The organism is Actinoallomurus acaciae (assembly GCF_042429965.1).
Taxonomy (GTDB): Bacteria; Actinomycetota; Actinomycetes; order Streptosporangiales; family Streptosporangiaceae; genus Actinoallomurus; species Actinoallomurus acaciae.
Genome location: NZ_JBHLZP010000058.1, coordinates 1 through 25,873, shown reverse-complemented (window position 1 = coordinate 25,873; position 25,873 = coordinate 1). Strand labels below are relative to the sequence as shown.

Genomic DNA, 25,873 nt, shown 5'->3' with positions numbered 1-25,873 from the left:
TCGTCCCGGCTCCAGCGCGCGGCGCAGCGCCCCGACGAACGTCCGTACGGCGCTCACGGCGCCGTCGGGCGGGTCGATCCACAGGTCGTCGACCAGGCGGGAGACCGGGACGACGCGGCGCCGGGCGATGATCAGCCGGGCCAGCACCGCGCGGTGCCGCGGCCCCTTCAGGTCGACCGCGGCCCCGTCGGCGTCCCACGCCGCCATCGGCCCCAGCACCCCGAACCGCACCGGCCCGTCCCCTCCTCCGTCGCGCTGACCGGATGCTCATTCGCACCCGGCAGGCTGCCTGATGTCTCGTTCCTCCACCGTACGGAAAGGACGGCACCATGCCGCCTGCCATCCCCGGCTTCGACTACCGGCGGGTCCCCGTCGCCGACGGCGTGTCTCTTCACACGGCCGTCGGCGGCACCGGCAGCCCGATCGTGCTGCTGCACGGCTTCCCGCAGACCCACCTGATGTGGCGGCACGTCGCCACGGACCTCGCCGCGGACCACACGGTGATCTGCCCCGACCTGCGCGGGTACGGGGCGAGCGACAAGCCGGCCGCCGACGACGAGAACACGTACGCGAAGCGCACGATGGCCGCCGACGTCGTCGCCCTGGCCCGGGCCCTCGGACACGACCGGTTCGCGCTCGCCGGGCACGACCGGGGCGCCCTGGTCGCGTTCCGCGCCGGCCTGGACCACCCCGGCGCGATCTCCCACCTGGCCTGCCTGGACGTCCTGCCGACGCTGGACATGTGGGAGGTCATGCACGGCACGACGGCCGCGGTGGGCTTCCACCTGTTCCTGATGGCCCAGCCGCCGGGCCTGCCGGAGCAGATGATCGCCGCGAGCGCGGACGCGTTCTTCGGCCACTTCCTCGACGTCTGGGCCCTCGACCGTACGGCGATCCCCGCCGACGTCCGCGCCGCGTACCTGGACGCCTGCCGTGCCGCCGTGGTCTCGATCGTCGCCGACTACCGCGCCTCCGCCGGCATCGACGTACGGCACGACGAGGCCGACCGCGCGGCCGGGCGGCGGCTGGAGATGCCGGTGACCGTGCTCCAGCAGGACTGGGGCGCGGCCCTGGGCTACGACGCGGTCGCCCTCTGGCGCGCCTGGGCCTCCGACCTGCGGCATTCCTCCGTGGCGTACGGCCACTTCATGGCCGAGGAGGCCCCCGCCGACGTCGCCAAGGCCCTGCGCGAGCTGCTCGGCCGCGCTTAGACGCTGCTCGGCCGCGCCGGGTCGAACACCTCGCTCACCGTGATCCGGTCGGGCACCGAGTGCCAGGCCCCGACCTTCCGCTGGTCGTCGGAGCCCCTCACGGTCAGACGTCGAGCCAGAAGAGGAGCACTCGGGTGAGTGCGCCGGGGGCGCCCGCGCCGAAGGCGATCACCATGGCCTGGCCCACGGCGACGTCTGTGGGGTCGGCGCCGGATGACCAGTCCAGCCGGGCATCGATGCCGGGGTGGCTGCGGACGGGAGAGTAGGAGCGCAGGCCGCCGTGCGCGGTGGCGATCGGTGTGCCGTCCCGCAGGAGCCGGGCCCGGAACAGCCCGGTCGGCCGCAGCTCATAGCCGCGGTCGCCGACGCGGGCGGTGCACGTACGCGCCTTTCTGCGAGGGTCCCACCACCTGCCCACGTCCCGTCCCGTCGGCGCGCGCTCCCCGTTGACGCTCAGGTCGCGGCCGGGCAGGACGGTGACGGCGGGTATGCCCGGCCCCTCCACGTGCGCGAGGACCGAGGGCCGGCGGTCACGGCTGATCCGTACCGGCCCGAACGGACCGGCCGCCGTCCGGTGCCTGGAGAGACGGACGCGGCGGCGTCTGGTGAAGATGGACACGGCTCTGGCTCCCGCACATCGAAGGTCAACGCACTCTGTTCGACGTCACGTGCGGCCGGTGGCGTTCCCGTCGCCGGGCGGCGTTACCTCGCCCCGGTGGCGGACAGGCGCAAGCGCTCGGCCAGTGCGTAGAAGACGAAGAAGTTCGGGATCGACCGCACCATGGTGGTGGTCAGCGCCAGCCACTTCCCCTCGACCCGCAGGGAGACCCGGCCGTCCTTGACCTTGATCTCCTGAACCCGCGTCCACGGGACGGACTTCCCCGAAGCCCACACCGTCTCCCGGTTGAGGGAGATGTCCCCGAACGACAGCGACTCTCCGCCCAGGATCGCGGTGACCGCGCGCGGAAGCTGAGCGTCGGTCACGGCCTGCTGGATGGCCTGCCCCCACTCCTCGGGCCGGTGAAAGCCGCCGGCGAGCCCGAGAGTCTGGCCGGTGGCGTCGATCAGCCGGTACGAGTAGCTGGTGCGGACGTAGGCACCGTTGCGGTAGTGCCGGACCGTGTTCTGGTAGACGGTGGTGGAGTCCCACCGCCGTACGAAGATCTGCCCGCCGACGCCGACGCAGACCAGCCCCTCGTCGAAGAACAGGAGTTGCTGGCCCTCCTTCTGCCTGTTCAGGAGCGCCAGCCGTCCGAACTGGAAGCCGAAGATCACCGCGAAGATCAACCCGAGGATCACGAGGGCGATGTTCCCCGTGGCCAGGCCGATCAGCGCCAGCACCGCTCCGACCGCCGCCACCGCGCCGCCCACCCGCAGGCGGGTCGAGGACACCAGCACCGCCGGATAGGTCGCGCGATGACCACCGAGGCGCTCTCGCCGGGCAGCCTCATTGATTGCTTCCATGGCCCGCTCTCACTCGGTAATCCACGCGGATGGTTCTGAAGCCAATAATTCTGGGTGTCTGAAGAACTATCGCGTTTGTACCGAGGCCGCATGGTATTCGGCGCTTTCCGGCCGTTCAAGGCTGACGAGGTCTCGCTCGACGGGCTTGTGCCCATTGCCCGTAACGGTGGCAGCGACCCCCTGTTCCTCGACCTGAACCCGCCACCAACGGTCGGCTCCACGCATTCGTCCACGGAATACCGTGGCCCGCGCATCGGCGGCAGCCTACGCAGATCTGCGTAGGCCCGATGCCGCTCTGGAACCGACGCCCGGCGGGGCACTCGTGAACAGGATGGGGCGGGTGCTCAGCCAACGTCCTGACCCCGATGACGCCGGCTCGCGGCTCGACCGACACCACCCGCGAAGGAGGCTGTCTCGTGACAGCGCAGACGAACGACCACCGGTCGTTGGATCCGGCGAGACCACCGCGACGCGGCAGGGCGGCCTGGACCGCGATCGGCCGTGCCCACGGCCGGCACCGGACGTTCCTGATCGCCACCTGCGTGGCTCTGATCCTGGCCGCCATCGGCGACGAGGCTCCCGGCTATGACGGGCCCGGCCCGTTCATCGACCTCGCGTTCGCCGTGGTGGCGGCTCTGGTCTGGTGGCGGTTCACCCCGCTGCTCATCGTCGCCATGAGCGCCTTCTTCCTTTACGGAGGACTCGCCGCGCCCGCGTTCGCGCCCCGGCTGATCCATCCGGGCCACGCGCTGGACTTCACCGCCGGCTGGCTCCAGGTGCTCGGCTTCGCCGCCGCCGCCATCTGCGCGGTGATCTCTGCCGTTCACGCCCTCCGCACATCCCGTTGACCTCACCGTGAAGGAATCGATCATGTTCCGTCTGAGCCGCCGCACTCTCATCTCGTTCGCCGGTCTGCTCATCGGGATCGCGGGTCTGCTCATTCAGTGGTCCGCCGACCCGTCCAAGTTCGCCGAGGCCGTTCCCCCCTTCGGCGCCGCCTTCCCGCCCGGCATCATGTTCATCGTCGGGGCCGGCCTGCTGACGCTGCTCACCGCCCGCTGGTGGTGGCATCCCGTCTTCAGCGTGTTCATCGCGTTCTGGATCGTCGGCGTCGGCACCCTGGCCGGCAAGCTGACGCCCAACCTGACCTCGCACAATCCCGGTACGGTCGCCGGCAACGTCGTCATGGCCGTCGGCCTCATGATCACCATGATCGCCGGCGTCCTCAGCATGATCACCGCGCGCCGCACCCGACAGGCGGCCCGGAGCGCGCCCGACCGGGTTCATCAGCGGTAAAGCCATGACGGTGACGGGCACGCACCGATCTCAGATCCGAGCGGGGATCAGCAAACCGTCGCGGCGGTGGTGCGGGCGAGCAGCAGGGCGATGTCGTCCCTGGCGTCGGCGCCCAGGCCGGCCAGGACGCTGTCGCACAGCTGGTCCAGCGACCGCGTGGAACCGGCGGTCAGAGTGCGGGCCAGGTGGGACATGCCGGTGCCGATGTCCTGGCCGGGGTGTTCGACGAGCCCGTCGGTGTAGAGGGCCAGCACGCTGTCCTCGGGGAGTTCGGCGTCGGTGGCCGGGTAGCGGCTCGGCCCCACGCCGAGCATCATCCCGCCCGGCACATCGATGAACTCCACACCGCCGCCGGGGTGGCGGAGTGCGGGCGGGAGGTGCCCGGCGCTGGTGAGGCGACAACGCCGAGACTCCGGGTCGTACAGGGCGTACAGGCAGGTGGCGCCGATCTCGTCGTCGTGCTCGGCGGCCACGTCGCCGAGCCGGCGCATGATCTCCTCCGGCGGGCACCCGAGGCGGGCCAGGGCCGAGGTGGTGGTGCGGAGCTGGCCCATGAGCGCCGCGGCGTGGATGCTGTGGCCGGTGACGTCGCCGACGACCAGCGCGACATGCCCGGTGTCCAGCGGGATGACGTCGAACCAGTCGCCGCCCACCTCCGCGGTCCGGCTGGCGGGCTCGTAGCGGTGGGCGATCCGCAGCCCCGGCACCTGCGGGATGCGCTGGGGCAGCAGGCTGCGCTGCAGGGTGACCGCCGTGTTGTGCTCACGGGTGTACAGGCGGGCGTTGTCGATGCACACCGCCGCGCGTGAGGCCAGGTCGCCGACCAGCCGCACATCGGCCTCGCCGTACGGCTCCGGGTGTTCGGCCCGGAAGAACGAGGCCACCCCCAGGGTGACGCCCCGGGCGACCAGCGGCACCACCATGAGCGTGTGCACGCCCCGGGCGTGGAAGGCTTCCGCCACCGCGGGCGTGCCGGAGAACCGCCCGCGTACCTCGGCCAGGTTCCGCGCCAGGAGGGGCTTTCCCCGCAGGAGCGCCACGGCGTGTGGACTGGTGACCGGGAGGGTGATCAGGTCGCCCACCTCGTACCTGATCTTGGCGCTGACCGCGGAGTCGCGCACCGCCACCCGGCGAAACTGCAGGGTGCGCGCGCCGTCGCGGGGAAGGTTCTCCCCCTGCAAGACCTGGTCGAGCAGGTCCACGGAGATGCGGTCGGCGAGTTCGGGCACGGCCAGGTCGGCGAGTTCCCGGGCCGTGTGGTGAATGTCGAGCGTGGCCCCGATCTGGCTGCCGGCCCGCTCAAGCAGTTCGAGCCGGGCATGGGCCCGCGTGATCGCCTGCGCGTGGTCGGTGATGTCCAGGAGGCAGGACAGCGCCCCGAGCACCCGGCCGTTCTCCGTCACCCGGTACGCCGACCAGGACAGGACCCGCCGGTTGCCCGCACTGGTCCACTCCATGTGCACGTTGACCACGGGAACGCCTCGGTCCATCACCTGCTCGGCGAGAGTGCGCTCGTTCCAGGCCTTACCGTCCGAGGCCCGCCAGTACATCGGCTGGGTGGCCGGCCAGTACTTGATCGACGGGCCGTTGACCTCCGAGGGCCGGCGGCCGATGATCGCCTCGTCCGGGAGGCCGATCAGCCGGCGGAACGCCGCGTTGGTACGCCTGGCGCGCAGTCCGCGGTCGAGGAAGACCATGGCGATCGGTGACTGGTCGAACAGGGCGTCCAGCTCGGGGTTGACACGAAGAGCAGACTCAGGGGGCGATCGATCCGTCGCTCTCCGTTCGGGATCATGATCGTCTCCCACGCCTGGTTCCGGTCTGCCCACCGACGCCCCCTTAGTCGGACATGCAGTAATCAGTGCGAAAAACAGGGATTGACCTGCGAGTTTACCTCCCGGACGCCGAAGACGGTCATTCGGCCGAGCTCACCACGCCGGTGGCGTGCGGTCACTGACCGTAGGAGAACCGAAGGTCGGCGAAGAGAAGGTGGTTGAGCCGCCGCCGAAGATGCCCGGTCTTGCTCTGATCAGGAGGTTTGCCACGGCCGGGTTCCCGGCCGATGAGGATCCGCGAGCGACTCCCAGACCACTGCGGGAGGCGCCGGCAGCTTTCGCGCCCTCGAACCGATTTCGATCACGTCGGAAGCGTAGGCGGGCCGTCCGTCCCGGGGACGAGTAGCCGGCGCAGCGCGGTCGGGGTGTGGCCCAGGTGCGCGCGGACGGTGCGGGTGAGGTGCGCCTGGTCGGAGAAGCCGAGGTCGGCGGCCAGGTCGGAGAGACGGGCTTCGCCCTCCACCAGCCGGTCCATGGCCCGGCCGACGCGGACCCGGTTGCGGTAGCGGGTCAGCGACACGCCCATCTGCCGGGAGAACGCGTGGCTGAGCCGGTACGGCGAGGTCTGCGACAGCCCGGCCAGCGGGCACAGCCCCGCCGACTCCCGCGCCCCCTCGATGATCGCCTCGCGAGCCGCCGCGACCAGCAACCGATCGGCGGGCCTCGCCCGCCCGGCCGGTCGGCCCGCGGCGGCCGCGACAAGACGCAGCAGCTCCTCGGCCAGCGCGTAGTCGATGTCGCCTCCGCGTCCGACGGTGCGCCGGGTCGACGCGAGCGTCCACGTACACCGCCCTCGCGCCCCCGCGCCCGTCGAAGAACCCGGGCGCGAGACTCACCGACGCGCAGACGTCACCGCCCCGCGGGATGGGCGAACCGCTCCTCCTCGCCGGGCGCACCCAGGTAGCCCACCGTCGGATCCAGGTCGGCGTCGCCCCCGTCGGCCCACCGCCGGAACCTGCCGCGCCGTACGAGCACCATGCGGTGGTCACCACGTGCCTCCGGCTCCGTCACCTTCGCCGACGGCACCATCGTCTGTGAACGGCTCGTCGACCTCGATCCCGAGCACAGACGCGTCGCCTACACCGTCGTCGGCGGCAGCCTCCACCCCGCCCACCACCACGCCTCGATGCAGGCCCTGCCCGAAGACGGCGGGCGGACCAGATTCGTCTGGCACACCGACGTCCTGCCCGACACTCTCGCCGCGCCGATCGCCGAGTTCGTCGAACAAGGCTCGACGGTCATGCGCCAGGCCCTGGAGACCGCGGCCGGATGAGACGGGCGGGGGTTCCTCTCTACGAAGACGTGCGACGGAACGGAACCCCCGCCCGTGTCCGATTCCGGTGCGCGGCATCGCGGTCGCGTCGCACCAGGGCGAGCGCCGGGAGCGACGCGACCGCGGTCAGGGCGAAGGTGGCCGGGTAGCCGAGCGTGGTGGCGGTCAGGCCAGCGCAGAACGCGCCGGCCGCCATGCCGAGGTCGTACGCGGCGTTCCAGATCGCACTCACCGCGCCCTCCTCCCCTGCCGTGGCCCGCGCGTACATCAGCGTCAGTGTCGCGTTCTGCAGCACGCCGAAGCCCGTACCGAACACGAGCGCTCCGGCGACCACCGCCGCCGGCACGCTCGTACCGGCGAGGGCGGCCATGCCCACGGTGGCCATGATCAGCCCCGGCACCAGAAGGCACCGCTGGCCGCGCCGGTCGCCGATCCGCCCGGCGACCCAGCGGCTCACCGTGGACGACGCGGGCTGAACGAACAGCGCGGCCGTGGCCACCCATGTCGGCTGCCCGAGCGTCGCGAGGGGCAGAAACGTGACGAGCACCCCGGCCGCGGCGGCCGAGGTCGCGAAGATCGTCGCCGGACGGACGAGCGCCGAGTCGCGCAGGCCGCCGAGGACGCCCCCGCGATGCGCAGGCGCCGCGCGCCGGGGCAGCCCGGGTACGGACGACAGCGCGAGCAGGGGCACCAGCGCCGTGACGGCGAACACGGGCCCGTACCCGAAACGGGTCGCCGCCCACACGCCGGCCGGCAACGCGAGCAGCCCGGGAACCCCGGAGACGATGCCGACGAGGGCCAGGCCCTCACCGCGCCGGTCGGCCGGAATCAGCGTGGCCGTGACGACCCCGCCGGCCACCACACTGATCGCGAAGCCCGCACCGCGCACCGCACTGACCGCCAGGATCAGTCCGGGACCGTGGGACACCGTCAGGAGGAGGGTGGGCGCGCCGAGCAGTGTCAGGCCGAGCGCCAGCGCCCCGCGATAGCCGACGCGACCGACGAGACGCGGCGTCACCAGTTCGCACGCCACGGTGGCCAGTAACAGGGTGACGGTCGCCAGCCCGGCGCCGCCGCCTGAGCCGGTCTGGTCGGCGAACATCGGCATCACCGACAGCGGCAGGTAGAAACCGATCGACGAGCCGATGACGGACCCGAAGCGGAGCAGAAGAGCGCGGGAGACGAGTCTCCCCGGAGCGGGGATCGTGTCCGGTTCGATCGCCGAGGCGAGAGTGTCGATTGCCATGGACAGGACGCTACGAGGCAACCGGATCACCAGTAAGGTCCAGTTTCATGGCCGTGGAGTGGGCCGGTTCGGGCCCAGAGTTGCTGATCACCATCGACCGGAGCGGCGCGCTCGGGTTGCGCACCCAACTGGAGAACCGGCTGCGCGACGCCATCCGCGGCGGACGGCTGGCGAGCGGCGAGCGATTGCCCTCCTCCCGTGAGCTCGCCCGCACCCTGCGGCTGTCCCGCGGCCTCGTACAGGACTGTTACGCGCAGTTGCAGGCGGAGGGATACCTGACCAGCCGCGCCGGCTCGGCGACACGGGTGGCCGCCGCCGCGGTGCCTCGATCGGACGCCTCGCCTGCGCGGTCTCGGCCGGCGACGCGGCCACGGCACGCGATCGCCGACTTCCGCTCAGGCGTGCCCGACCTCGGCCTGGTGCCGCGTGAGGACTGGGCGTGGGCGATCAGCGAGGTCTGCAGGACGAGCCCCGACGCCGTCTTCGACTACGGCGACCCGCTCGGTGAACAACGACTGCGGGACGTGCTCGCCGCCTACCTGCGGCGGGTGCGGGCCGTCGCGGCGACGGGTGACGAGCTCGTCATCTGCGCCGGGATGGCACAGGAGCTCGGCCTCGATCTCGCGGCGCTCGCCGCCGGCGGCCTCGGCACGGTCGCCTTCGAGGACCCCGGCCCCGACCCGTCGACGACGCGGCTGGCGGCCACCGTCGGCATGACCGCCGTACCGGTCGCGGTCGACGAAGACGGCATCGACGTCGCGGCGCTCGACCGCAGCGGGGCGCGCGCGGTCCTCGTGACGCCGGCCCACCAGTGGCCGACCGGCGTCGTGCTCGCCGGGCACCGCCGCCAGGAGATGATCGCGTGGGCCCGCCGATGCGGCGGAGTCATCATCGAGGACGACTACGACGCCGAGTTCCGCTACGACCGCGACCCGGTCGGCTCCCTCCAAGGGCTCGCGCCCGACCGCGTCATCTCCCTTGGAACGGTGAGCAAGTCACTCGCGCCGACGCTGCGCCTGGGCTGGATCGTCGCCCCGCCCGCGCTTCTCGACGCACTGGCCCACGGTAAACGCCTCGCCGACCGCGGCAGTCCGGGCCTGGACCAACGGGCGCTCGCGACGCTCATCGAGTCGGGCCGCTACGACCGGCACCTGCGACGCATGCGCGCCGAGTACGCGACGCGGCGCGCGGCCCTCATCGACGCCCTCTCCCGGCACGCCCCGGGCCTGCGCGTCACCGGACTCGCGGCCGGCTTCCACGCCGTACTGCACCTGCCCGCCGGCACCGACGAGACGACCCTGATCGACGAGGCTCGCCGCCGAGGCGTCGGGCTGTACGGCATGGCGGCGCTCCGGCACACCGGTGGAACGGCCCGGCCGCAGCTCGTCCTCGGCTTCGGCGACACCGGAGAGCGCGCGATCGAGGCCGGCATCGCTGCCGTCGCCGACCTGCTTCGAGGCAGGTGATTCACAAGGTCGGGGGGCCACGGCCGGCCGGCGCTAGCTGAGCGCCTGGGCCGTGTGGATCAGGTTGATGTGGGTGAACGCCTGAGGGAAGTTGCCCAGCTGACGCCCTTGGACGGGGTCGTACTCCTCGGCGAGCAGGCCCACGTCGTTGGTGAGGGCCAGCAGCCGTTCGAACAGCTCCATGGCCTCGTGCTTGCGTCCGATGATCGCGAGCGCCTCGGCCAGCCAGAAGCTGCAGGCAAGGAAGACGCCTTCGGATCCGGGCAGCCCGTCGATGTCGTTGCTCTCGGAGGTCGGATAGCGCAGCACGAAGCCGTCGACCGTCAGCTCGCGTTTGACCGCCTCGATCGTGCCGATGACCCGGGGGTCCTCCGGCGGCAGGAAGCCGACGATCGGAATGAGGAGCAGCGCCGCGTCGAGCTCACGAGATCCGTACGACTGGGTGAACGTGCCGCGCTCGGGGTCGAATCCCTTGTCGCAGACCTCGGCGTGGATCCGGTCCCGCAGGGCCCGCCAGTCCTCGACCGGGCCGGTGTGGCCGAACTTCCCGACCATCCGTACGGCCCGGTCGGCCGCCACCCACGCCATGACCTTTGAATGGACGAAGTGCCGCCGCGGGCCGCGGATCTCCCACAGGCCCTCGTCGGGGTGGTTCCAGCTGCGCTCGATGAAGTCCATCAGCCTGCAGACGATGGTCCAGGCGTAGTCGTGGGGCGGCATCCCCAGCTTGTGGGCCCGGTAGAAGCAGTTGAGGACCTCGCCGTAGACGTCGAGCTGAAGCTGGCCGGCCGCGTCGTTGCCGATCCGCACCGGCCGGGAACCCTCGTAGCCGGGAAGCCAGTTGAGCGTCTGCTCTGGCAGGCGCCTCTCGCCCGCCACGCCGTACATGATCTGGAGGTCCTCCGGGCGGCCCGCGATGGCGCGGAGCAGCCAGTCGCGCCAGGCGCCCGCCTCGGTGATGTATCCGGACTCGGTCAGGGCGTCGAGCGTCATCGCGGCGTCGCGCAGCCAGCAGTATCTGTAGTCCCAGTTGCGGACCCCGCCGAGATGCTCGGGCAGCGACGTGGTGGGAGCCGCCACGATGCCGCCGGTCGGGCTGTAGATGAGCGCCTTGAGCGTGATGAGGGAGCGGACCGCGGCGGCGCGGCAGCGGCTCGGGAGCCAGCAGCGAAAGACCCATTCCTCCCAGAACAGCCTGGTCTCGGCGAGCTGCTCGACGGGATCGATGTGGTCGGGTTCCGGCTGGTGCGAAGGGTGCCACGTGAACACGAACGCCTGGCGTTGCCCCGCGTCGATGGCGAAGGTGCCGGTGTACCGGTCGCCGCTGTCCTCCAGGTGGAGCGGGGTGTCGATCCAGACCGAGTCGGGCCCGCCGATGGCGTGGAGGCGGCCGTCGAAGCGGCGGACCCAGGGGACGATCCTGCCGTAGTCGAACCGGATGCTGATCTCTACGGTCATGTCCACCGTGCCGGACACGCCCTCCACGATCCGGACCAGGTGGGGGTTGGCCTGCCGGGGAGGCATGAAGTCGATGACCTTGACGGTCCCCGTGGAGGTCTCCCAAACGGTCTCGAGGATCAGCGTGTCGTCGGTGTACGCGCGTCGCGCGGCCATCTCGTACCCGGCGGGGGCCAACCGCCAGAACCCGTTGGACTCGTCGCCGAGGAGCTTGGCGAAGCACGAGGGAGAGTCGAACCGGGGAAGGCAAAGCCAGTCGATCGACCCATCGCGACCGACCAGGGCGGCTGACCGCGTGTCCCCGAGGAGGGCGTAGTCCTCGATCCGCACGTTGACCACGCTACCCGCCGGTGGCCTCGCCAGCACGGGGCGTATACCGATACCGCAGGTCAGCGGGCGGTGCCGGCGATCAGCCGGTGTGCGCCCTTGCGGGCAAGCGCCGCGGCCACGCGCGCGCCGAGTTCGTGTGCGTGGTCGAGGGTGTCCCGTTCCTGGGCGCAGGCGAAATGGCCGCCGTCGCGGCCGAAGACCATGCCGAGCAGGGAGAGTTGTCCGTCCGCCGTGGTGGTGCAGTGGCCGGCGATCGGGCTGTTGCAGCGTCCTCGCAGGTCGCGCAGCATCGTGCGTTCGGCGGTGACGTGGGTGCGGGTCCGCGGGTCGTCGAGCAGGCGCAGAAGCTCGACGATGCCGGTGTCGGCGGTGCGGCACTGGACACCGATGACGCCGGCGCCGACCGCCGGGCACATGTCGTCGAGGGACAGGACCTCGACCGCGCGGTGTTCCATCCCGATCCGGCGCAGGCCCGCGCGGGCCAGCACCATCGCGTCCAGGCGGCCTTCGGAGTCGAAGCGGGCGATGCGGGAGTTGACGTTGCCGCGGATCCGGTCGACGTGCAGGTCCGGCCGCTTGCGCAGGATCTGGGCCTTGCGGCGTACGGCCGCGGTGCCGATGCGCGCGCCCGCCGGCAGCTCATCGAGACCGCGGTACGGGGAACCGGCCGGGAACAGCACGACGTCGTGCACATCCTCACGCGGCAGATAGGCGGCGAACGTGGTGCCCTCGGGCAGCGGAACGTCGCCGGGGACGTCCTTGACGCAGTGCACCGCGACATCGATGTCACCCCTGAGGAGATGCCGGTCGATCTCCTTGAGAAACGTACCCTTGCCGCCCAGCTCGGCGAGATCACCCTGCCACCGGTCCCCCGACGTCTCGATGCCGATCAGCTCGACGTCGAGGTCCTCGCCGGACCTGAACAGCAGGTCCCGGACGTGTTCGGCCTGGGCGACGGCCATGGGCGAGGTACGGGAGCCGACGCGGATACGAAGATCTGGAGGCACCCGCTCAACATACGCTCGCCGTCTCAGAGCCCCGCGGCCCCGGCGCAGATCCCGTCTGTCCGGTTCAACCCGAGTCTCTCTCGGCGACCCGGCCGTCGGTGAGATGGAGACGGCGGGTGGTGCGCACCGCGTTGATCATCCGGCGATCGTGGGTCACCAGCAGCAGGGTGCCGGGATAGGAGCCGAGCGCGGACTCCAGCTGTTCGATGGCGGGCAGGTCGAGATGGTTGGTCGGCTCGTCCAGAACGAGCAGGTTCACGCCTCGCGCCTGCAGCAACGCGAGGGCCGCCCGGGTGCGCTCACCGGGGGACAGCGTCGCCGCGGGCCGGGTCACGTGCGCGGCGCCCAGGCCGAACTTCGCCAGCAGGGTACGGACCTCGGCCGGCGGCGACTCGGGCACCTCCGCGCCGAAGGCGTCCAGCAGCGCGCCCTCGCCCAGGAACAGGGCCCGCGCCTGGTCGACCTCGCCGATGACCACGCCCGTACCGAGCGCGGCGTGACCTTCGGCGAGATCGGCCCGGCCCAGCAGCGCCGCCAGCAGCGTCGACTTGCCCGCCCCGTTGGCTCCGGTGATCGCCACCCGGTCGGCCCAGCCGATCTCCAGGTCGACCGGGCCCAGAGTGAAGTCCGCGCGCCGTACCACCGCGGAGCGCAGCGTCGCCACCACCGCACCGGCACGCGGCGCGGCGGCGATCTCCATCCGCAGTTCCCACTCTTTGCGGGGCTCCTCGACCACGTCGAGGCGTTCGAGGGCGCGCTCGGTCTGGCGGACCTTGGAGGCCTGCTTCTCGCTCGCGTCGGCGCGGAAGTTCCGGCCGACCTTGTCGTTGTCTCCCCCGCCCGCGCCCCGGGCCTTCTTCCGCGCGTTCCGGACGCCCTTGGCCGCCCACTCCCGTTGCGTACGGCCGCGCTCCACCAGGGCGGCGGCCTTCCCCGCGTACTCCTCGTAGTCGGCCCGGGCATGCCGTCGGGCCACCTCGCGCTCGGCCAGGTACGCGGCGTAACCGCCGCCGTAGACGTTCACCTGCTGCTGGGCCAGGTCCAGCTCCACCACCCGGGTGACCGTACGGTCCAGGAACTCGCGGTCGTGGCTCACCAGCACCGCGCCGGCCCGCAGGCTCGTGACGAACTGCTCCAGCCGCTCCAGCCCGTCGAGGTCCAGATCGTTGGTGGGCTCGTCGAGCAGGAAGATGTCATACCGGCTGAGCAGCAGCGACGCCATCCCCGCGCGGGCCGCCTGCCCGCCGGACAACGAGGTCATCTGCTGATCGAGGCCGACCGCCAGCCCCAGCTCGGCCGCCACATCCCCCGCCCGGTCCTCGAGATCGGCGCCGCCCAGGGCCAGCCATCGCTCCAGGGCGGAGGAGTATTCGTCGTCGGCGCCCGCACGCCCGCCGACCAGCCCCTCGGTCGCGGCGTCCAGCTCCCGCTGGGCCTGCGCCACCCCGGTACGACGGGCCAGGAAGCCGATCACCGTCTCACCGCGTCGCCGCTCGGGCTCCTGCGGCAGATAGCCGACGGCCGCCGACGACGGGCTGAGCGTCACGGAGCCGCCCTCGGGGCGGAGCAGGCCCCCGAGAGTGCGCAGCAGGGTGGACTTGCCCGCGCCGTTGACCCCGACCAGCCCGACGACCTCTCCAGCGGAGACGACCAGGTCGAGCCCGGAGAACAAGGCACGGTCGCCGTGGCCGGCGGCGAGGTCCTTCGCGACAAGGGTTGCGGTCATAGAACGCCAACGCTATCCGCCACCGGGCGACCGCCGAACCGGGCCGACGCCCATGCGACGGTGGGCGACCGCGACAATGATCTCGTACGGACATGCGCGGGAACGGCCACAATTGGTAGGCGCCCGTCTTCGATCCGTGAACCTCTCCGGCCCCCGCCGCGTCAGAAGATATGGCACGATCGCGGAAGCACGCACAGCACATTGAGGAGAGTCTTTTGTCGGCGAAGAACGTTACTTTCGGTGCGGTCGCATTAGTGACACTGGGCATCTCCCTGACCGGTTGCAGAGGAGATGCGGTGAACGCCGCTCCGTCTCCCAGCGGCACCGCGACCGCGGCCCAGAAAAGCTCGAAGGCTCCGGTGAGTACGCAGGCGAAGCCCGACGTGAAGTGCACCGGCCAGAACGACTGCCCTCCGGTCCCGGCTGCCGCCGCGTCGTCGGCCACGTTCAAACCGCAGCGGATTACCGCCCCGCCGCCGCCGAAATCGGGGATCGACCATAACGTCGTGGCGCTCGGCACCGTACGGCTGGCAATGGCCGCGAAGCAGACCGCGTACGTGGTCTCGTCGTTGCGCGCGAACGCGGCCACCGTGCGAACGCTGGTGGACAACGAGGTGCGTTGCACCTGGCCGGGCGGCGGCAAGAACCTGGTGATGGGCCAGAACATCTACGCGGGCACGGGTCAGAACCGGCAGTGGGAAGACACCTGGATCGTCACCAAATTCCTGCTGCACCCCGGCGTGGCCACGACGGCCACCTGCACGACGTACGCCAGAGCCGCCTCGCTTTACACGCAGAAATCCTCGGTACGCATCGCGGCCGGTTCATTGCGGTTCGCCGACACGTCGGTCACCAACGCGGCGAACGGCAAGCCGCTCGATAACGAGATCCCCTACGGCGACCTGCCGGTCGACTCGACCCACCGGACCGTACGGCAGCCCGCGCTGCCGATCACCACCACACCGGCCGGGTCCCACGAACTCAACGTCTTCGGCGACGTGGACTATCAGGTATGTCAGCGCACCGGAAAGTGCGACAAGAATGGTTCGTCGACGGCCCGGTTCACCTTGATCGTCAACCAGTGGAACGCGGCGGGCACGAAGATCTGCCACACGGACTCGTCGACGAGCAGCGTCACCAAGACGATCCCGTACTGGGTGCACCACGCCGTAGTGCCGTTGTACACACCGCACTTCGCGGTGTCGAAGGCGCCGGGCTGCGCCCCGGTCTTCAACGCCTACGTACGGGTGGACTGGCTGCGCGGCGACACCGGCGCGGTGCAGGGCACGGCGGTCGGCCTGCCGGACCGGCGCGGCTCCTCCTCGACCCATCGATCGGCGATGAGCCACCTCTACATCGTCCCGGCGTGACCTGATCCCCGGCGCGTACGGGCCCCTTCCACGGTCGGAAGGGGCCTTTTCGCGGATACCGCCGAATTGAGCACGGTCGCTGCCGAGGAGATATCCGGCGCCCTGGCGGGGGGCTCAGTCGCTGGAGGCGACCTTTTCGGGATGGGCGTCGAGCGCATCGAGCACCGCGTCGCCGTTCGCCCTCGCCCACTCGGTCAGCATGTGGATCGGGTCGATCAGGGTCGCCCCGAGCGGGGTGAGTTCGTACTCGACGCGGGGCGGCACCTCGGCGTAGGCGTGGCGGCGGATGAGCCCGTGCGCCTCGAGCCGTCGGAGCGTCTGGGTGAGCATCTTGCGGGAGATGCCGCCGATCAGCTCGATCAGCGCGCCGTGGCGTACCGGCCCCTTGCTGAGGCCGTAGAGCACGACCACCGTCCACTTGTCGGCGATCAACTCGACCGCCAGACGCGCCGGGCAGTCGGCGAGAAAGGGATCGCCGGGACCGAAACCGCTCATGGCGCCAAAGGTACCTGCTGGTTCCTATCGGAAACCTAGCCTGGGTTCTTTCCCACCCAGAGCCAGGAGAGCCATGCGAGTCATCACCCAGCACACGCTCGGCGGTCCCGAGGTGCTCACCATCGTGGACGCGCCCGAGCCCCGGCCCCTCCCGACCGAGGTTCTCGTCCGCGTCAAGGCGATCGGCCTGAACCCGCTGGAGGCGCGCCTGCGCGCGGGCGAGTTCCCGCTGATCGGCCGGCCCCCGTTCATCCTCGGCTGGGACATCAGCGGCGTGGTCGAGGAGGCGCCGCAGACGTGGCGGTTCAGCCCCGGCGATGAGGTGTTCGGCATGCCGTTGTTCCCGCGGGCGGCGAACGCGTACGCCGAGGTCGTGTCGTCACCGGCGTTGCACCTGACACGCAAGCCGGCGTCCCTCTCACATGTCGAGGCGTCGGCGCTCCCGGTCGTCGGACTGACGGCATGGCAGGGCCTCGTCGACCTAGGCGGCGTGACCGAGGGCACCCGCGTCCTGATCCACGGCGGCGCCGGCGGCGTCGGCCATGTGGCGATCCAGATCGCAAAAGCCCTCGGCGCACACGTGACCACCACCGCCGGCGAGAACAAGCGGAAGTTCGTCGAGGACTTCGGAGCCGACGAGGTGATCGACTACAAGACGGTCGACTTCACCGAGGCGGTCCACGACATCGACGTCGTCCTCGACACGATCGGCGGCGACACCGCCGAACGGTCACTCAAGGTCCTCCGCCCAGGCGGCCACCTGGTGACGGCGGTAGCCGAGGAGGATTCGGAACTGGCCAGGAGGTACGAGGCGGCCGGCATGCGCTTCAGCGGCATCGCGGTAGACCCCGATCCGGTCGCCCTGCGAGGCCTCGTCGAACTGGTCGAACAGGGCAACCTCCGCGTCCACGTACAGGAGACGTTCCCGTTCGACCAGATCATCGAAGCACACCGACTACTCGACGCCGGTCATCTCCAGGGCAAACTCGCCGTCACCGTCTGATCCCGTCGCGAACCGACGTCAGGCTCCATCGAGTCGCGGACGCCATGGCCATCCTGGCGATGAGCCGAAGCGGCGCCATATTCGAACAACTCGGTCCCGTCCCCGCCCCAGACGTACGACAAAGATCAAGCGACCTCCGGTTCGAGGTTCGGAGACTACGCCCAGGCAGGATCACGGCCGGTCAGGCCGAGGATGCGGTCCAAGGTGGGTGCGTCGGCCGGCACCGCGACCTCCGGTCCGTACATGCCCATCTCCCGCCCCTGCTCCACGCCCGCGGACACCGTGTCGTGCAGATGCGCCAGCAGGTCGGCGGGCAGTTCCAGCCGCTGCCCGGTCGCGACCGCCAGGTCCCAGCCGTGCACGGCCAACTCGCCGACGATCATGTCTCCCATGACGGGCGCGGGCAACATGTGCGGCGTGCCCATGCTCGTCTCGCCCTTCCAGGCGCTCGGCGGCGCCCACGACGACGTGATGTCGTCCAGCAGGGCGAGCAGGCGGCCGCGCCGGCCGCGAGGTCCACATCGGACTCGGCGGCCGCCGGCTGCGGAACGGACTCCTTGCGGCCGGCTCCCGCGAGCGACGGGCCCCAGAACAGGAGGTGGTCGACCAGTGCCCGCACGTCGTACTCCGCGCACGGAGTCTTGTTGGCGAGCTGGTCGTCGGTGATGGTGCGGGCGACCGCGGCCATGGCCTCGGCCGCGTCAAACAGATGTGACATGGCGGCGACGCTAGGCGGCGCAGGCCGGAGGGGTATTGAACAAAGGCGACATACACTCTGCCGTGTGGGGCGGGACGTTCGTGAGCTGCGGGGTGTGTGGACCAGGTATCAGCGCCACGCGTTCCACGGCCCGTCGCCGACGCTCGCGCCCTGGGTGGATCATTACTGGGAGGCTCGCTGGGACTACGCCGAGCCCTACCGGCAGAAGATCGTGCCGTACCCGGACGTGCACCTGTCGTTCGGCGGCGGCCGCGCGGACGTCAACGGCGTGTGCAGCGGCTACCAGATCAAGGTCCTCGAGGGCCGCGACCACGTCTTCGGCGTCGCGTTCCGGCCGGGCTCCTTCCGCCCGTTCCTCGGTGCCTCCGTCTCGACGATCACCGACCGCGTCGTCCCGGCGACCGAGGTGTTCGGCCCGGACCTGCCCACGACGCTCGACGCGCCGACCGTAGATGCGTTCCTGCTGAGACACCTGCGAGACGACGACCCCCGGGTGCGCCAGGCGGTGGCCGCAGTCGAGCTGATCGCCAAGGACAAGGCCGTGACCAGGGTCGAAAGCCTCGCCGGCGAACTGGGGCTGAGCATGCGGGGGCTGCAACGGCTGTTCGCGGAGTACGTCGGCATCGGACCCAAGTGGGTGATCCGCCGCTACCGCCTGCACGAGGTAACCACACGCATGGCCGCCGGCGGAGCGATCGACTGGGCCGCACTGGCGGCGGACCTCGGCTACGCCGACCAGGGCCACTTCATCCGCGACTTCAAGAGCATGTTCGGCGAGCCACCAACCTGGTACGCACAGCGGTATTAGTCCGCCTCCCCGGATTTGGTGCGAATCGCATGCTTACCTGCTTGTTGGCGTAGCCGATGCTGAGCGTCCCGGCATTACGGGCTCCCTCGATGTCACTGAGGGAATCGCCGATCAGCACGCATGCGGCGGCCTCTGCGGCCAGCCCGTCGACGGCCCGGTAGATCAGCTCCGGGTGGGGCTGAGTAGCCGCAGGTCGGCGTCAGCGCACCCGACGACCACGCGAAGGGAAGCAATCCCCTACGGCCACCCGGCGGACCTCGGCGCTACGGTCGCGTCGCCGTCCATCACTTAGAAGCAAGAGGAGACCGCCGACAAGTTCGACCACAACCATGGCGCGATGCGTCGCTTACCGCGTAAGCACGTGACCTAAGAAACCGCAGCGGGCCATACACCGACATCTGTCCCGAAGACAGAACCAACGCAGACGCAGAACGAGGCCTGACCGCCAACGGCAGCAGACCCTCATCCTGATCATTGGTTAGCGACCCCGTCCACGACCTCAACCCGTGGGGGCTGTGGGGGGCGGAAGCCCCCTACAGCGGAGGGCTCCGGGGGGCGTCCCCCGGACCAGCACAGAGCCGCCTGTCGGAATCGAACCGACGACCTATTCATTACGAGTGAGGCTAGAGGCGTCCAGCGCCGTCCAGATAGATCCGCTGGCCTGGTTTTTCGTGGCTCAGCCGTCCACAGTCGTCCAGGACGGCCCGGGGTCGTTGTTAGCAGATGCGTTAGCAGTCTCGGTACACGCGGCGGTGTCGGAGCCGACGCACGTGGCGCTCGTACTGTCCGGCTCGCGAACGCTGAGCCCGGTCGATCAACAGCTCCCGAGGCTCGCAGGCGGACTCGTACAGCTCGACCTCGAACGGATCGGCATCCCACTCGACAAGGTGCGCGAGAGCCGCCCGATCCTGCTCGACCGTCACACGACGCCGAACCTCATCCCTCCACGCCTGGCCGCTCGCCTCCGCCTCATCCACGACGATCACCGTACGCCGGTTGCCAGGGCAAGCGGACCAGAGCACAGGGCCGGCTACGGCCCGAGCGCCGGAAGCCGCGCGGCAGCGATTGCCCCGAATTCTACCTAACGGTCTTTAGGTAGAAATATATTTCCTCCGCGAGTGCACGCGAGAGTTGAACCGGTATCGCGTTTCCTATTTGCCGCGCGATTTGAATTTTTGTTCCACACCACAGGAATTCATCCGGGAATCCTTGTATAAGGGCAGCTTCGTAGTGAGTGATTGGTCGATCCATATAGGGATGCAGATAGCGTCCCTTTTCAGGCTTAAAAAACTCTGTTCGGATCGTCACTGAAGGGCGATCTATATGCAGGCGACCCATCACATCGCCCGATCCTGTGCGATGCCTTAGCCAGCTCTTCGTTGATAGGTCGGCAGGTGAATCGTATCGGTTACCCCCAGGCGGGATACTCGCATAACGCTTTAGGGAAAGAGGAGTCGGGTTCCGCCGCAGGTGCAACTCGTAAGTCCCAAATACCCCAGGCAGGCAAACGCCAAGCGGCGAACAGACACGCTCCGGAAGTGCGGCAACAGGAGAATATGCATAGGTCTTCTCAAATACCGAGCTAACTGGCACCCACGGCTTGCGGTCGCGCGTATCAAATAGGGTAGGCGGCGCTTGAGGATCCTTGGCGTGAGTGGGCTCCGGATGTTGCAGCGGTATCAAGTCAGGATGACTAGACACCAGATCCCGATGCGTGCCCAACACAATCGCTCGCCTCCTATTCTGCGGAGCACCATAATCCGCAGCATTAAGAACTTTTGTTTCCAACGCATACTCAGATAGCAGACCGCCCGGTTTCGTGGCTTGACGTAGCTGATCATATTCGCGTGATTTGATAAAACGGTCGACGTTTTCAATGACAAATATCTTAGGTGCAAGCACACTTACCATTCGCATGTATTGATAATTAAGCTCGTTGCGCGGATCGTCGGGATTTAGCCGACCAAGAGAAGAAAATCCTTGACAGGGAGGGCCGCCCAATATTATGTCGGGCTGGACAAGTGCAGATTCATTCCAATACTTGATGTCATCGACAAATATCTTATCGACAGTAAGCACGTCATCCGCGAAGTTGGCGGCGAACGTGCTAGCTGCAGCGATGTCCCAGTCGACAGCACCAACGGAGCGAAAAGGAGAAGATTTAAAACCGCTGGGCCGAAATTCTCGAAATCCTTGAGTGAAACCACCGCAACCCGCGAATAGCTCAGTGATTTTGATGGCGTGATTCGCCGCTTCCGGAAACAGAGAACGAGAAAGGCCGGCCGTATCAGATTGCATCGCACTTCCTCTAAGGTGTCGGGGAGCGTCAGTGACACTACTCCGGAGGGCCGACAACTTAGCTCTCAGGGGAGACGCGGACTGGGATCGCCGAGATCTGGACTGGCCAGCGAACCGGCGCTGGCATCCAGCGCGGGATGTCAGAGGCGGCAGCTACCCTGATGTTCGGCAGCGGGCGCGGGAGGCAGTAGATGGCGGCATGGTTGATGATCGCGGTCGAGGAGCGGAAGCGCGCCGGTGACGGGTACGACGATGACCCGTCTCGTCACTACAGCTGGGACGAACGTGTGCCGAACGCCGCCGCGGTCGCTGTCGGCGACGTGATCGCCCTCTGGGACACCAAGACGCTCCTCGGCGTATCGGTCATCGAAGCGATCGAGAGCGGCTCCGGCATTAAGAACGTACGATCCTGCCCTTTCTGCGGTACAGCCAACGTCGCACGGCGCAAGACCATGACGCCGGACTATAAATGTTGGAAATGTAAGGCCGAGTTCGACGAGCCGATTACTACACAGGTGCAGGTCAAGACATACCGCAGCCGCCACGAAGCAGCATGGATTGAACTGCGAGGAAGTATCGCCGGTGGGGAGCTACGCCAACTCTGTGAGAAACCCGGCTCGCAACTGAGCTTGCGGCGGCTCCGATGGGAGGACTTCCGCGAACGGATCGAGAAGGGCAAGACACCGATACCTCTCGATATCCTCGATAAAACCCACGAGGTCATCGCCGGCGGGCATCGAAAGGCCTCGGTGCGTGTGCGCGTTGGACAACCCGCCTTCCGAGAGGCCTTGCTAACAACCTTCGGCGAGGTCTGTGCGTTCACCGGCCCCACGCCAGCGCCAGCCCTCGAAGCCGCTCACCTCTACAGCTACGCCACCACGGGCAAACACCACAGGGGTGGTGGTCTGTTGCTGCGCCGCGACGTCCATCGTCTATTCGACCTTGGCCTGATCGCCGTCAACCCCAAGACCCACACCCTCGATGTCGCCGCCACACTCGCTGCCTACCCGCACTACGCCCAGTTTCATGGCAAGCCACTTTATGTCCGCACCACCGTCGACCATATCAACTGGCTTACCAAGCACTGGGACATGCACAGGCCCAGCAGTCAGCCATTCTCCTAAAGAATGCCCTCCCACGATAATCCGGCCCGGATCTGCAGACGAAGGAAGCGCCTAAACCTAGGGGTAATTTCTGCCGTCCAACCTCCCGGCGACGGGGACTGCGGCATCTCGGAGGTAGACCCTCACGTCTGACTGTCCGGAAGATCCGCAAGCATTGGTCTCCCGGGAATTTGACCGGTTGCTGGGCCCCATGGCCAATGGCTGACATGAATTTGGGTCCAGTCGAACTGGACCGATCAGGTGGCGGCAAAGTTTGGACCCTTCCGAGACGCGGTAGCGCAGAAATAACGACGATGTCAGGATCATCCATATTGTGACACCACGTGGCCTGGCCATCCGACCGGCCGTCGAGGGACCACCGCACGTAAGCCACCCTGACTGACATCCAATCGCCCCACCGGCTTATTGATGTTTGAGCGGTTAGGGAACCCCCCGCGCGGCCCGCTTGCCAGACGGCTTTGAGGAAGCGCAGAAGATTTGATCACCGGGGCTAATGGCGCGCTAGTGGCACGGGCAGTCGCTGGGGTGTGAGGCACGCGACGCGTTCCTGTCGGCGGCTCCAGTGATGGCTGCCGGGCGGTCGGCGACAGACTCCGGCTTCCACATGGCGTGGGAGCATGCCCGCATGGTCGATGACGTTCGGCTGGATCTTGATACAACCGCCCATGGGGAGATCCGAGTAACGCTGATGTCTCCTTCGTGGGTGCTGCACGTCGAAGCTCCCCGTGTCGACCTTGAACGGTTGGCCGGTATCGCGGACGCTGACTGGAACGCACGTCGTTCTCTGGCTGTAGGAACCTGCACGAACGCGCGGGTGTACTGGTCTGCCGATCCTGACCCCAATGGGGCAGATCAGGCCACGATCCTCATCGGCCACGATGATGAGACCTGGGATATCTGGATAAGAGTCCCCCAGGCGACCGTGCGCAAGATCGCCGAGCTGGCCGCCCAATTTCCCGGAGCCTGATGGCACCAAGCGCCAACCTGGTCATCCCGTTCGCCCTCGTCCCACCCTTCGGGGGAGCGGGCCAGGCCACGGTGGTGAAGGTGGAGCACTCCACGACTGAACGACCTTCGCCACCGTGGCCTGGTCTGCTCGGCTTGTCCTGGGGCGAAGGCGGACGGGATGACCAGGCTTCCACCTCAACCAGCCACCCAGCCCGCCCCGGCGGTGCGGCCATCCCGGAGCCCGAGGCCCCCGCCGGAGGCGATTGAACGGCAGCAGGGTCAGGGCAACTCGTTAGGGCCAGCTCACGTCGGGGATGTCCGCGTGGCTGTGGGTCTCCCGCCGTCGCGGTCGTGGTCGTACTGGTGGCGGGCGAGCAGTTGCTCCCAGGCGTGGGACTGTACGGTTTTCGGCTCTGTCGCTCTTTCGGTGGTGACGCAGGGTGCTGCGATGTCACGATGAGCCCGGTGCAGTCTTAACGATCTTGTGAACACCGTGTTTTCGGGGCTGTCGGCCCTGGTCATCGAGGATGTCGCCGACGAGGGCGAGCTGATCCGAGTGCGGGCCCGCAGCCGGGAGGTTCCCGTAGCGTGCCCGGGATGTGCTGTCGAGACTGCTCATGTCCATGCGTGGTGTGAGCGGACCGTGGCCGATGTTCCGGTCGATGGGCGGCGGGTGGTGGTGGACGTGCGGGTGCGTCGGCTCGCCTGCCGGGACTGGCGGTGCCCCCGGCGGACGTTCCGGGAACAGGTCTGTGGGGTGCTGGAGCGTTATCAAAGGCGAACAGTTCGCCTGTCTGCACAGGTCAGGGCGGTGGTGCGGGAGTTAGCGGGCCGGGCCAGTGCCCGCGTGTTCTTCGCGCTGGGAGTACGGGTTTCCCGTCATTCAGCGCTGCGGGCTTTGCTGGATATCCCGCTGCCGGCGGTGGCGACGCCGCGGGTGCTGGGCGTGGATGACTTCTCGCTGCGACGCTCGCGCACCTACGCGACCGTCCTGATCGACGCTGAGACCCGCCGGCGGATCGACGTCCTGCCCGACCGTAGGTCCGGCACCCTTGCCGCGTGGTCGCGTGAGCATCCGGGCGTCCAGATCGTCTGCCGTGACGGCGCCGCCGGCTACGCCGTTGCCGTGAATCAGGCGTTGCCCGATGCCCTTCAGGTCGGCGACCGGTGGCATATCTGGCACAACTTCGCCCAGGCCGCCGGGAAGGAAGTGGCTGTTCACAGTGGCTGCTGGGCCACCGCCTCCCGGGTGCGCAAACTCGACGACGGAAAGACCACCACCCTGCAGCGGTGGCAGCAGGTCCACGACCTGCTCGATGCGGGAGTCGGCCTTCTGGAATGCGCCCGGCGGCTGAATCCCGCTCTGAACACCGTCAAAAGGTACGCGCGGATCGAGGCGCCCGCGCAGATGCGGCGGGCCCCGCAGTACCGTCCCACGCTTGTCGATCCCTACCGGGAGTACCTGCGTAAACGCCGAGCCGAGGACCCCGCGGTCCCCGTCCTTCAGCTCCTGGGCGAGATCCGGGAACACGGCCACACCGGCAGCCAGAACCTCCTCTACCGCTACATCACCCAGGGCCGCGTCGAAGACGATCAACCCGCCCTCACAACCCCGCAGACTTTCGCGACTACTGCTCACCCGCCCCGACACCCTCAACCCCAGCCAGCAAGAGCTCCTCCACAAGACCACCAACGCCTGCCCAGAGATGAATCAACTCACCGCACCGGTCCGCGCCTTCACCCAGCTCCTCACCCCCGCCGACGACAACGGAGACCGGCTGGAGAAGCGGATCAACACCGCGGAAGAGGTGAACCTGCCGCACGTCCACTCATTCCTCCGCGGTCTCCGACTCGACCAGGACACCGTCCACGCCGCTCTGACCAGCGAACACCACAACGGCGGGACCGAGGGAGTCAACACTAAGACAAAGTTGATCAAAAGACAGATGTACGGCCGGGCAGGCTTCCATCTCCTACGCCACCGCATCCTCCTCCAACAGCCTCACCCTCCGTCACCACCGAAAGAGCGACAGAGCCGACTGGACAGGCCCGACCTGAAACGAGGACCCCAGGCCGTTCGTGTGGACCAAGACCGCCGAGGAGATCCTCAATTCATTAGCCGAATATATCGCCAAGATTTCCGGCGCAGGACACTAGTGTCCTGCGCCTTAAGTTCGTTGATGAATTGTAGGGTTGTCGGGTGGCGGGTAGAGGTCGGCCGGTGGCCGAGGTGGCGTTGACCGGTGACGAGCGTGAGGCGTTGGTGCGCTGGTCGCGGCGGGCCAAGTCGTCTCAGGCGTTGGCGCAGCGGTGCAAGATCGTGTTGGGGTGCGCGGACGGTAAGTCGAATCAGCAGGTCGCGGCTGAGTTGGGGGTCTGGCCGCAGACGGTGGGTAAGTGGCGGAAGCGGTTCATCGAGCGGCGGCTGGAGGGTCTGGTGGACGAGCCGCGGCCGGGCGCTCCGCGGAAGATCACCGATGAACAGGTCGAGCGGGTTGTGGTCGCGACGCTGGAGCGCACTCCGGCTGATGCCACGCACTGGTCACGGACCCTCGATGGCGGCCGAAAGCGGGCTGAGTAAGTCGACCGTAGGGCGGATCTGGAAGGCGTTCGGGCTCAAGCCGCATCAGGTCGAGACGTTCAAGCTGTCGAATGACCCGCAGTTCATCGACAAGGTCTGAGATGTCGTCGGCCTGTATCTGGATCCGCCGGAGAAGGCATTGGTGCTGGCGGTGGATGAGTAGAGTCGACCTGGGGCGCGTTACCGGGATTTCGCCCGGCACGTCTCCCCAGGTCG

The 25,873-nt window shown here is 68.6% G+C and carries 26 protein-coding genes and 2 pseudogenes; 13 read left to right on the top strand and 15 right to left on the bottom strand.

The window, feature by feature from the left end; translation table 11 throughout:
* Nucleotides 1-207: AfsR/SARP family transcriptional regulator (locus tag ACFFNX_RS11120; RefSeq protein ID WP_378199002.1), on the bottom strand; the 207-nt coding region annotated here is incomplete at its 3' end.
* A gap of 122 nt (nt 208-329) precedes the next feature.
* Here ACFFNX_RS11120 and ACFFNX_RS11115 point away from each other — a divergent pair.
* On the top strand, nt 330-1,211 hold the full coding sequence (locus tag ACFFNX_RS11115) for an alpha/beta fold hydrolase (protein ID WP_378198996.1): 882 nt from the start codon (nt 330-332) through the stop codon (nt 1,209-1,211).
* A 103-nt stretch (nt 1,212-1,314) separates the two neighbouring features.
* On the opposite strand, the gene ACFFNX_RS11110 is transcribed toward ACFFNX_RS11115, so the two are convergent.
* Entirely contained in the window at nt 1,315-1,830 is a 516-nt protein-coding gene (locus tag ACFFNX_RS11110; protein ID WP_378198993.1) for a hypothetical protein, read from the bottom strand.
* Between the two features lie 83 nt (nt 1,831-1,913).
* A complete protein-coding gene (locus tag ACFFNX_RS11105; RefSeq protein WP_378198990.1) occupies nt 1,914-2,675 on the bottom strand; it encodes a DUF6585 family protein in 762 nt (253 codons plus the stop codon).
* A gap of 416 nt (nt 2,676-3,091) precedes the next feature.
* Here ACFFNX_RS11105 and ACFFNX_RS11100 point away from each other — a divergent pair, with 416 nt between their 5' ends.
* Both ACFFNX_RS11100 and ACFFNX_RS11095 read left to right on the top strand, forming a co-directional pair.
* Nucleotides 3,092-3,523: a hypothetical protein gene (locus ACFFNX_RS11100; protein WP_378198987.1), complete on the top strand. Its 432-nt coding sequence runs from the start codon at nt 3,092-3,094 to the stop codon at nt 3,521-3,523.
* Nucleotides 3,524-3,545: 22 nt separating this feature from the next.
* On the top strand, nt 3,546-3,971 hold the full coding sequence (locus ACFFNX_RS11095; RefSeq protein WP_378198984.1) for a hypothetical protein: 426 nt from the start codon (nt 3,546-3,548) through the stop codon (nt 3,969-3,971).
* 47 nt (nt 3,972-4,018) lie between these two features.
* Here the strand turns inward: ACFFNX_RS11095 and ACFFNX_RS11090 are convergent, their stop codons facing one another.
* The 3 genes from ACFFNX_RS11090 to ACFFNX_RS11080 form a co-directional block, all read right to left on the bottom strand.
* Nucleotides 4,019-5,779, bottom strand: coding sequence for a SpoIIE family protein phosphatase (locus ACFFNX_RS11090; RefSeq protein WP_378198981.1), 1,761 nt, complete (start codon nt 5,777-5,779; stop codon nt 4,019-4,021).
* 328 nt (nt 5,780-6,107) lie between these two features.
* On the bottom strand, nt 6,108-6,455 hold the full coding sequence (locus ACFFNX_RS11085) for a helix-turn-helix domain-containing protein (protein ID WP_378198978.1): 348 nt from the start codon (nt 6,453-6,455) through the stop codon (nt 6,108-6,110).
* Nucleotides 6,456-6,655: 200 nt separating this feature from the next.
* A complete protein-coding gene (locus ACFFNX_RS11080; RefSeq protein WP_378198975.1) occupies nt 6,656-6,784 on the bottom strand; it encodes a hypothetical protein in 129 nt (42 codons plus the stop codon).
* Between ACFFNX_RS11080 and ACFFNX_RS11075 the strand changes: the two genes are divergently transcribed.
* Nucleotides 6,783-7,079, top strand: a complete 297-nt coding sequence (locus ACFFNX_RS11075; protein ID WP_378198972.1) for an SRPBCC family protein — start codon at nt 6,783-6,785, stop codon at nt 7,077-7,079. The genes ACFFNX_RS11080 and ACFFNX_RS11075 overlap by 2 nt on opposite strands.
* Nucleotides 7,080-7,098: 19 nt before the next feature.
* Here ACFFNX_RS11075 and ACFFNX_RS11070 read toward each other — a convergent pair whose 3' ends face one another.
* Nucleotides 7,099-8,325, bottom strand: a complete 1,227-nt coding sequence (locus ACFFNX_RS11070) for an MFS transporter (protein WP_378198969.1) — start codon at nt 8,323-8,325, stop codon at nt 7,099-7,101.
* Between the two features lie 47 nt (nt 8,326-8,372).
* Between ACFFNX_RS11070 and pdxR the strand changes: the two genes are divergently transcribed.
* Nucleotides 8,373-9,791, top strand: a complete 1,419-nt coding sequence (pdxR, locus tag ACFFNX_RS11065; RefSeq protein ID WP_378198966.1) for a MocR-like pyridoxine biosynthesis transcription factor PdxR — start codon at nt 8,373-8,375, stop codon at nt 9,789-9,791.
* Between the two features lie 33 nt (nt 9,792-9,824).
* Here the strand turns inward: pdxR and ACFFNX_RS11060 are convergent, their stop codons facing one another.
* The 3 genes from ACFFNX_RS11060 to ACFFNX_RS11050 form a co-directional block, all read right to left on the bottom strand.
* On the bottom strand, nt 9,825-11,579 hold the full coding sequence (locus ACFFNX_RS11060; protein ID WP_378198963.1) for a glycoside hydrolase family 15 protein: 1,755 nt from the start codon (nt 11,577-11,579) through the stop codon (nt 9,825-9,827).
* 59 nt (nt 11,580-11,638) lie between these two features.
* Nucleotides 11,639-12,586, bottom strand: a complete 948-nt coding sequence (hemC, locus tag ACFFNX_RS11055; RefSeq protein WP_378198960.1) for a hydroxymethylbilane synthase — start codon at nt 12,584-12,586, stop codon at nt 11,639-11,641.
* Between the two features lie 64 nt (nt 12,587-12,650).
* Nucleotides 12,651-14,312: an ABC-F family ATP-binding cassette domain-containing protein gene (locus ACFFNX_RS11050; protein WP_378198957.1), complete on the bottom strand. Its 1,662-nt coding sequence runs from the start codon at nt 14,310-14,312 to the stop codon at nt 12,651-12,653.
* 215 nt (nt 14,313-14,527) lie between these two features.
* Between ACFFNX_RS11050 and ACFFNX_RS11045 the strand changes: the two genes are divergently transcribed.
* Nucleotides 14,528-15,682: a hypothetical protein gene (locus ACFFNX_RS11045; RefSeq protein ID WP_378198954.1), complete on the top strand. Its 1,155-nt coding sequence runs from the start codon at nt 14,528-14,530 to the stop codon at nt 15,680-15,682.
* Nucleotides 15,683-15,796: 114 nt separating this feature from the next.
* On the opposite strand, the gene ACFFNX_RS11040 is transcribed toward ACFFNX_RS11045, so the two are convergent.
* Nucleotides 15,797-16,177 (bottom strand): winged helix-turn-helix transcriptional regulator, encoded by a 381-nt coding sequence (locus ACFFNX_RS11040; protein ID WP_378198951.1) that lies wholly within the window; start codon nt 16,175-16,177, stop codon nt 15,797-15,799.
* Between the two features lie 73 nt (nt 16,178-16,250).
* Between ACFFNX_RS11040 and ACFFNX_RS11035 the strand changes: the two genes are divergently transcribed.
* Nucleotides 16,251-17,180 carry an NADP-dependent oxidoreductase gene (locus ACFFNX_RS11035; protein WP_378198948.1) on the top strand — a complete coding sequence of 310 codons (930 nt, stop codon included), beginning with the start codon at nt 16,251-16,253 and terminating at the stop codon, nt 17,178-17,180.
* Between the two features lie 155 nt (nt 17,181-17,335).
* Here ACFFNX_RS11035 and ACFFNX_RS11030 read toward each other — a convergent pair whose 3' ends face one another.
* Together ACFFNX_RS11030 and ACFFNX_RS11025 are read right to left on the bottom strand one after the other, a co-directional pair.
* Nucleotides 17,336-17,653: a TIGR03086 family metal-binding protein gene (locus ACFFNX_RS11030; protein ID WP_378198999.1), complete on the bottom strand. Its 318-nt coding sequence runs from the start codon at nt 17,651-17,653 to the stop codon at nt 17,336-17,338.
* Nucleotides 17,560-17,898 (bottom strand): maleylpyruvate isomerase N-terminal domain-containing protein, encoded by a 339-nt coding sequence (locus ACFFNX_RS11025; protein WP_378198945.1) that lies wholly within the window; start codon nt 17,896-17,898, stop codon nt 17,560-17,562. The genes ACFFNX_RS11030 and ACFFNX_RS11025 overlap by 94 nt, the downstream gene beginning before the upstream one ends.
* A 64-nt stretch (nt 17,899-17,962) precedes the next feature.
* On the opposite strand from ACFFNX_RS11025, the gene ACFFNX_RS11020 reads away from it, so the two are divergent.
* Nucleotides 17,963-18,706 (top strand): DUF6597 domain-containing transcriptional factor, encoded by a 744-nt coding sequence (locus tag ACFFNX_RS11020; RefSeq protein ID WP_378198942.1) that lies wholly within the window; start codon nt 17,963-17,965, stop codon nt 18,704-18,706.
* Here ACFFNX_RS11020 and ACFFNX_RS11015 read toward each other — a convergent pair.
* Nucleotides 18,657-18,878, bottom strand: a pseudogene (locus ACFFNX_RS11015) (HAD family hydrolase); the annotation flags it as partial. The gene ACFFNX_RS11020 and the pseudogene ACFFNX_RS11015 sit on opposite strands and share 50 nt — an antisense overlap.
* A gap of 905 nt (nt 18,879-19,783) precedes the next feature.
* Complete coding sequence (locus ACFFNX_RS11010) at nt 19,784-21,004, bottom strand: DNA cytosine methyltransferase (protein WP_378198939.1); 1,221 nt, start codon at nt 21,002-21,004, stop codon at nt 19,784-19,786.
* A 191-nt stretch (nt 21,005-21,195) separates the two neighbouring features.
* Between ACFFNX_RS11010 and ACFFNX_RS11005 the strand changes: the two genes are divergently transcribed.
* The 5 genes and pseudogenes from ACFFNX_RS11005 to ACFFNX_RS10985 all read left to right on the top strand — a co-directional run bounded on the left by ACFFNX_RS11005 (nt 21,196) and on the right by ACFFNX_RS10985 (nt 25,757).
* On the top strand, nt 21,196-22,128 hold the full coding sequence (locus ACFFNX_RS11005; RefSeq protein WP_378198936.1) for an HNH endonuclease: 933 nt from the start codon (nt 21,196-21,198) through the stop codon (nt 22,126-22,128).
* Between the two features lie 625 nt (nt 22,129-22,753).
* Nucleotides 22,754-23,095: a hypothetical protein gene (locus tag ACFFNX_RS11000; RefSeq protein ID WP_378198933.1), complete on the top strand. Its 342-nt coding sequence runs from the start codon at nt 22,754-22,756 to the stop codon at nt 23,093-23,095.
* A gap of 465 nt (nt 23,096-23,560) precedes the next feature.
* Nucleotides 23,561-25,070, top strand: a pseudogene (locus ACFFNX_RS10995) (ISL3 family transposase); the annotation flags it as partial.
* A gap of 227 nt (nt 25,071-25,297) precedes the next feature.
* The gene (locus ACFFNX_RS10990) at nt 25,298-25,657 is read left to right on the top strand and encodes a helix-turn-helix domain-containing protein (protein WP_378198930.1); all 360 of its coding nucleotides are present in this window, start codon (nt 25,298-25,300) and stop codon (nt 25,655-25,657) included.
* Nucleotides 25,632-25,757, top strand: coding sequence for a hypothetical protein (locus ACFFNX_RS10985; RefSeq protein ID WP_378198927.1), 126 nt, complete (start codon nt 25,632-25,634; stop codon nt 25,755-25,757). The genes ACFFNX_RS10990 and ACFFNX_RS10985 overlap by 26 nt, the downstream gene beginning before the upstream one ends.
* The last annotated feature ends 116 nt before the right edge of the window (nt 25,758-25,873 follow it).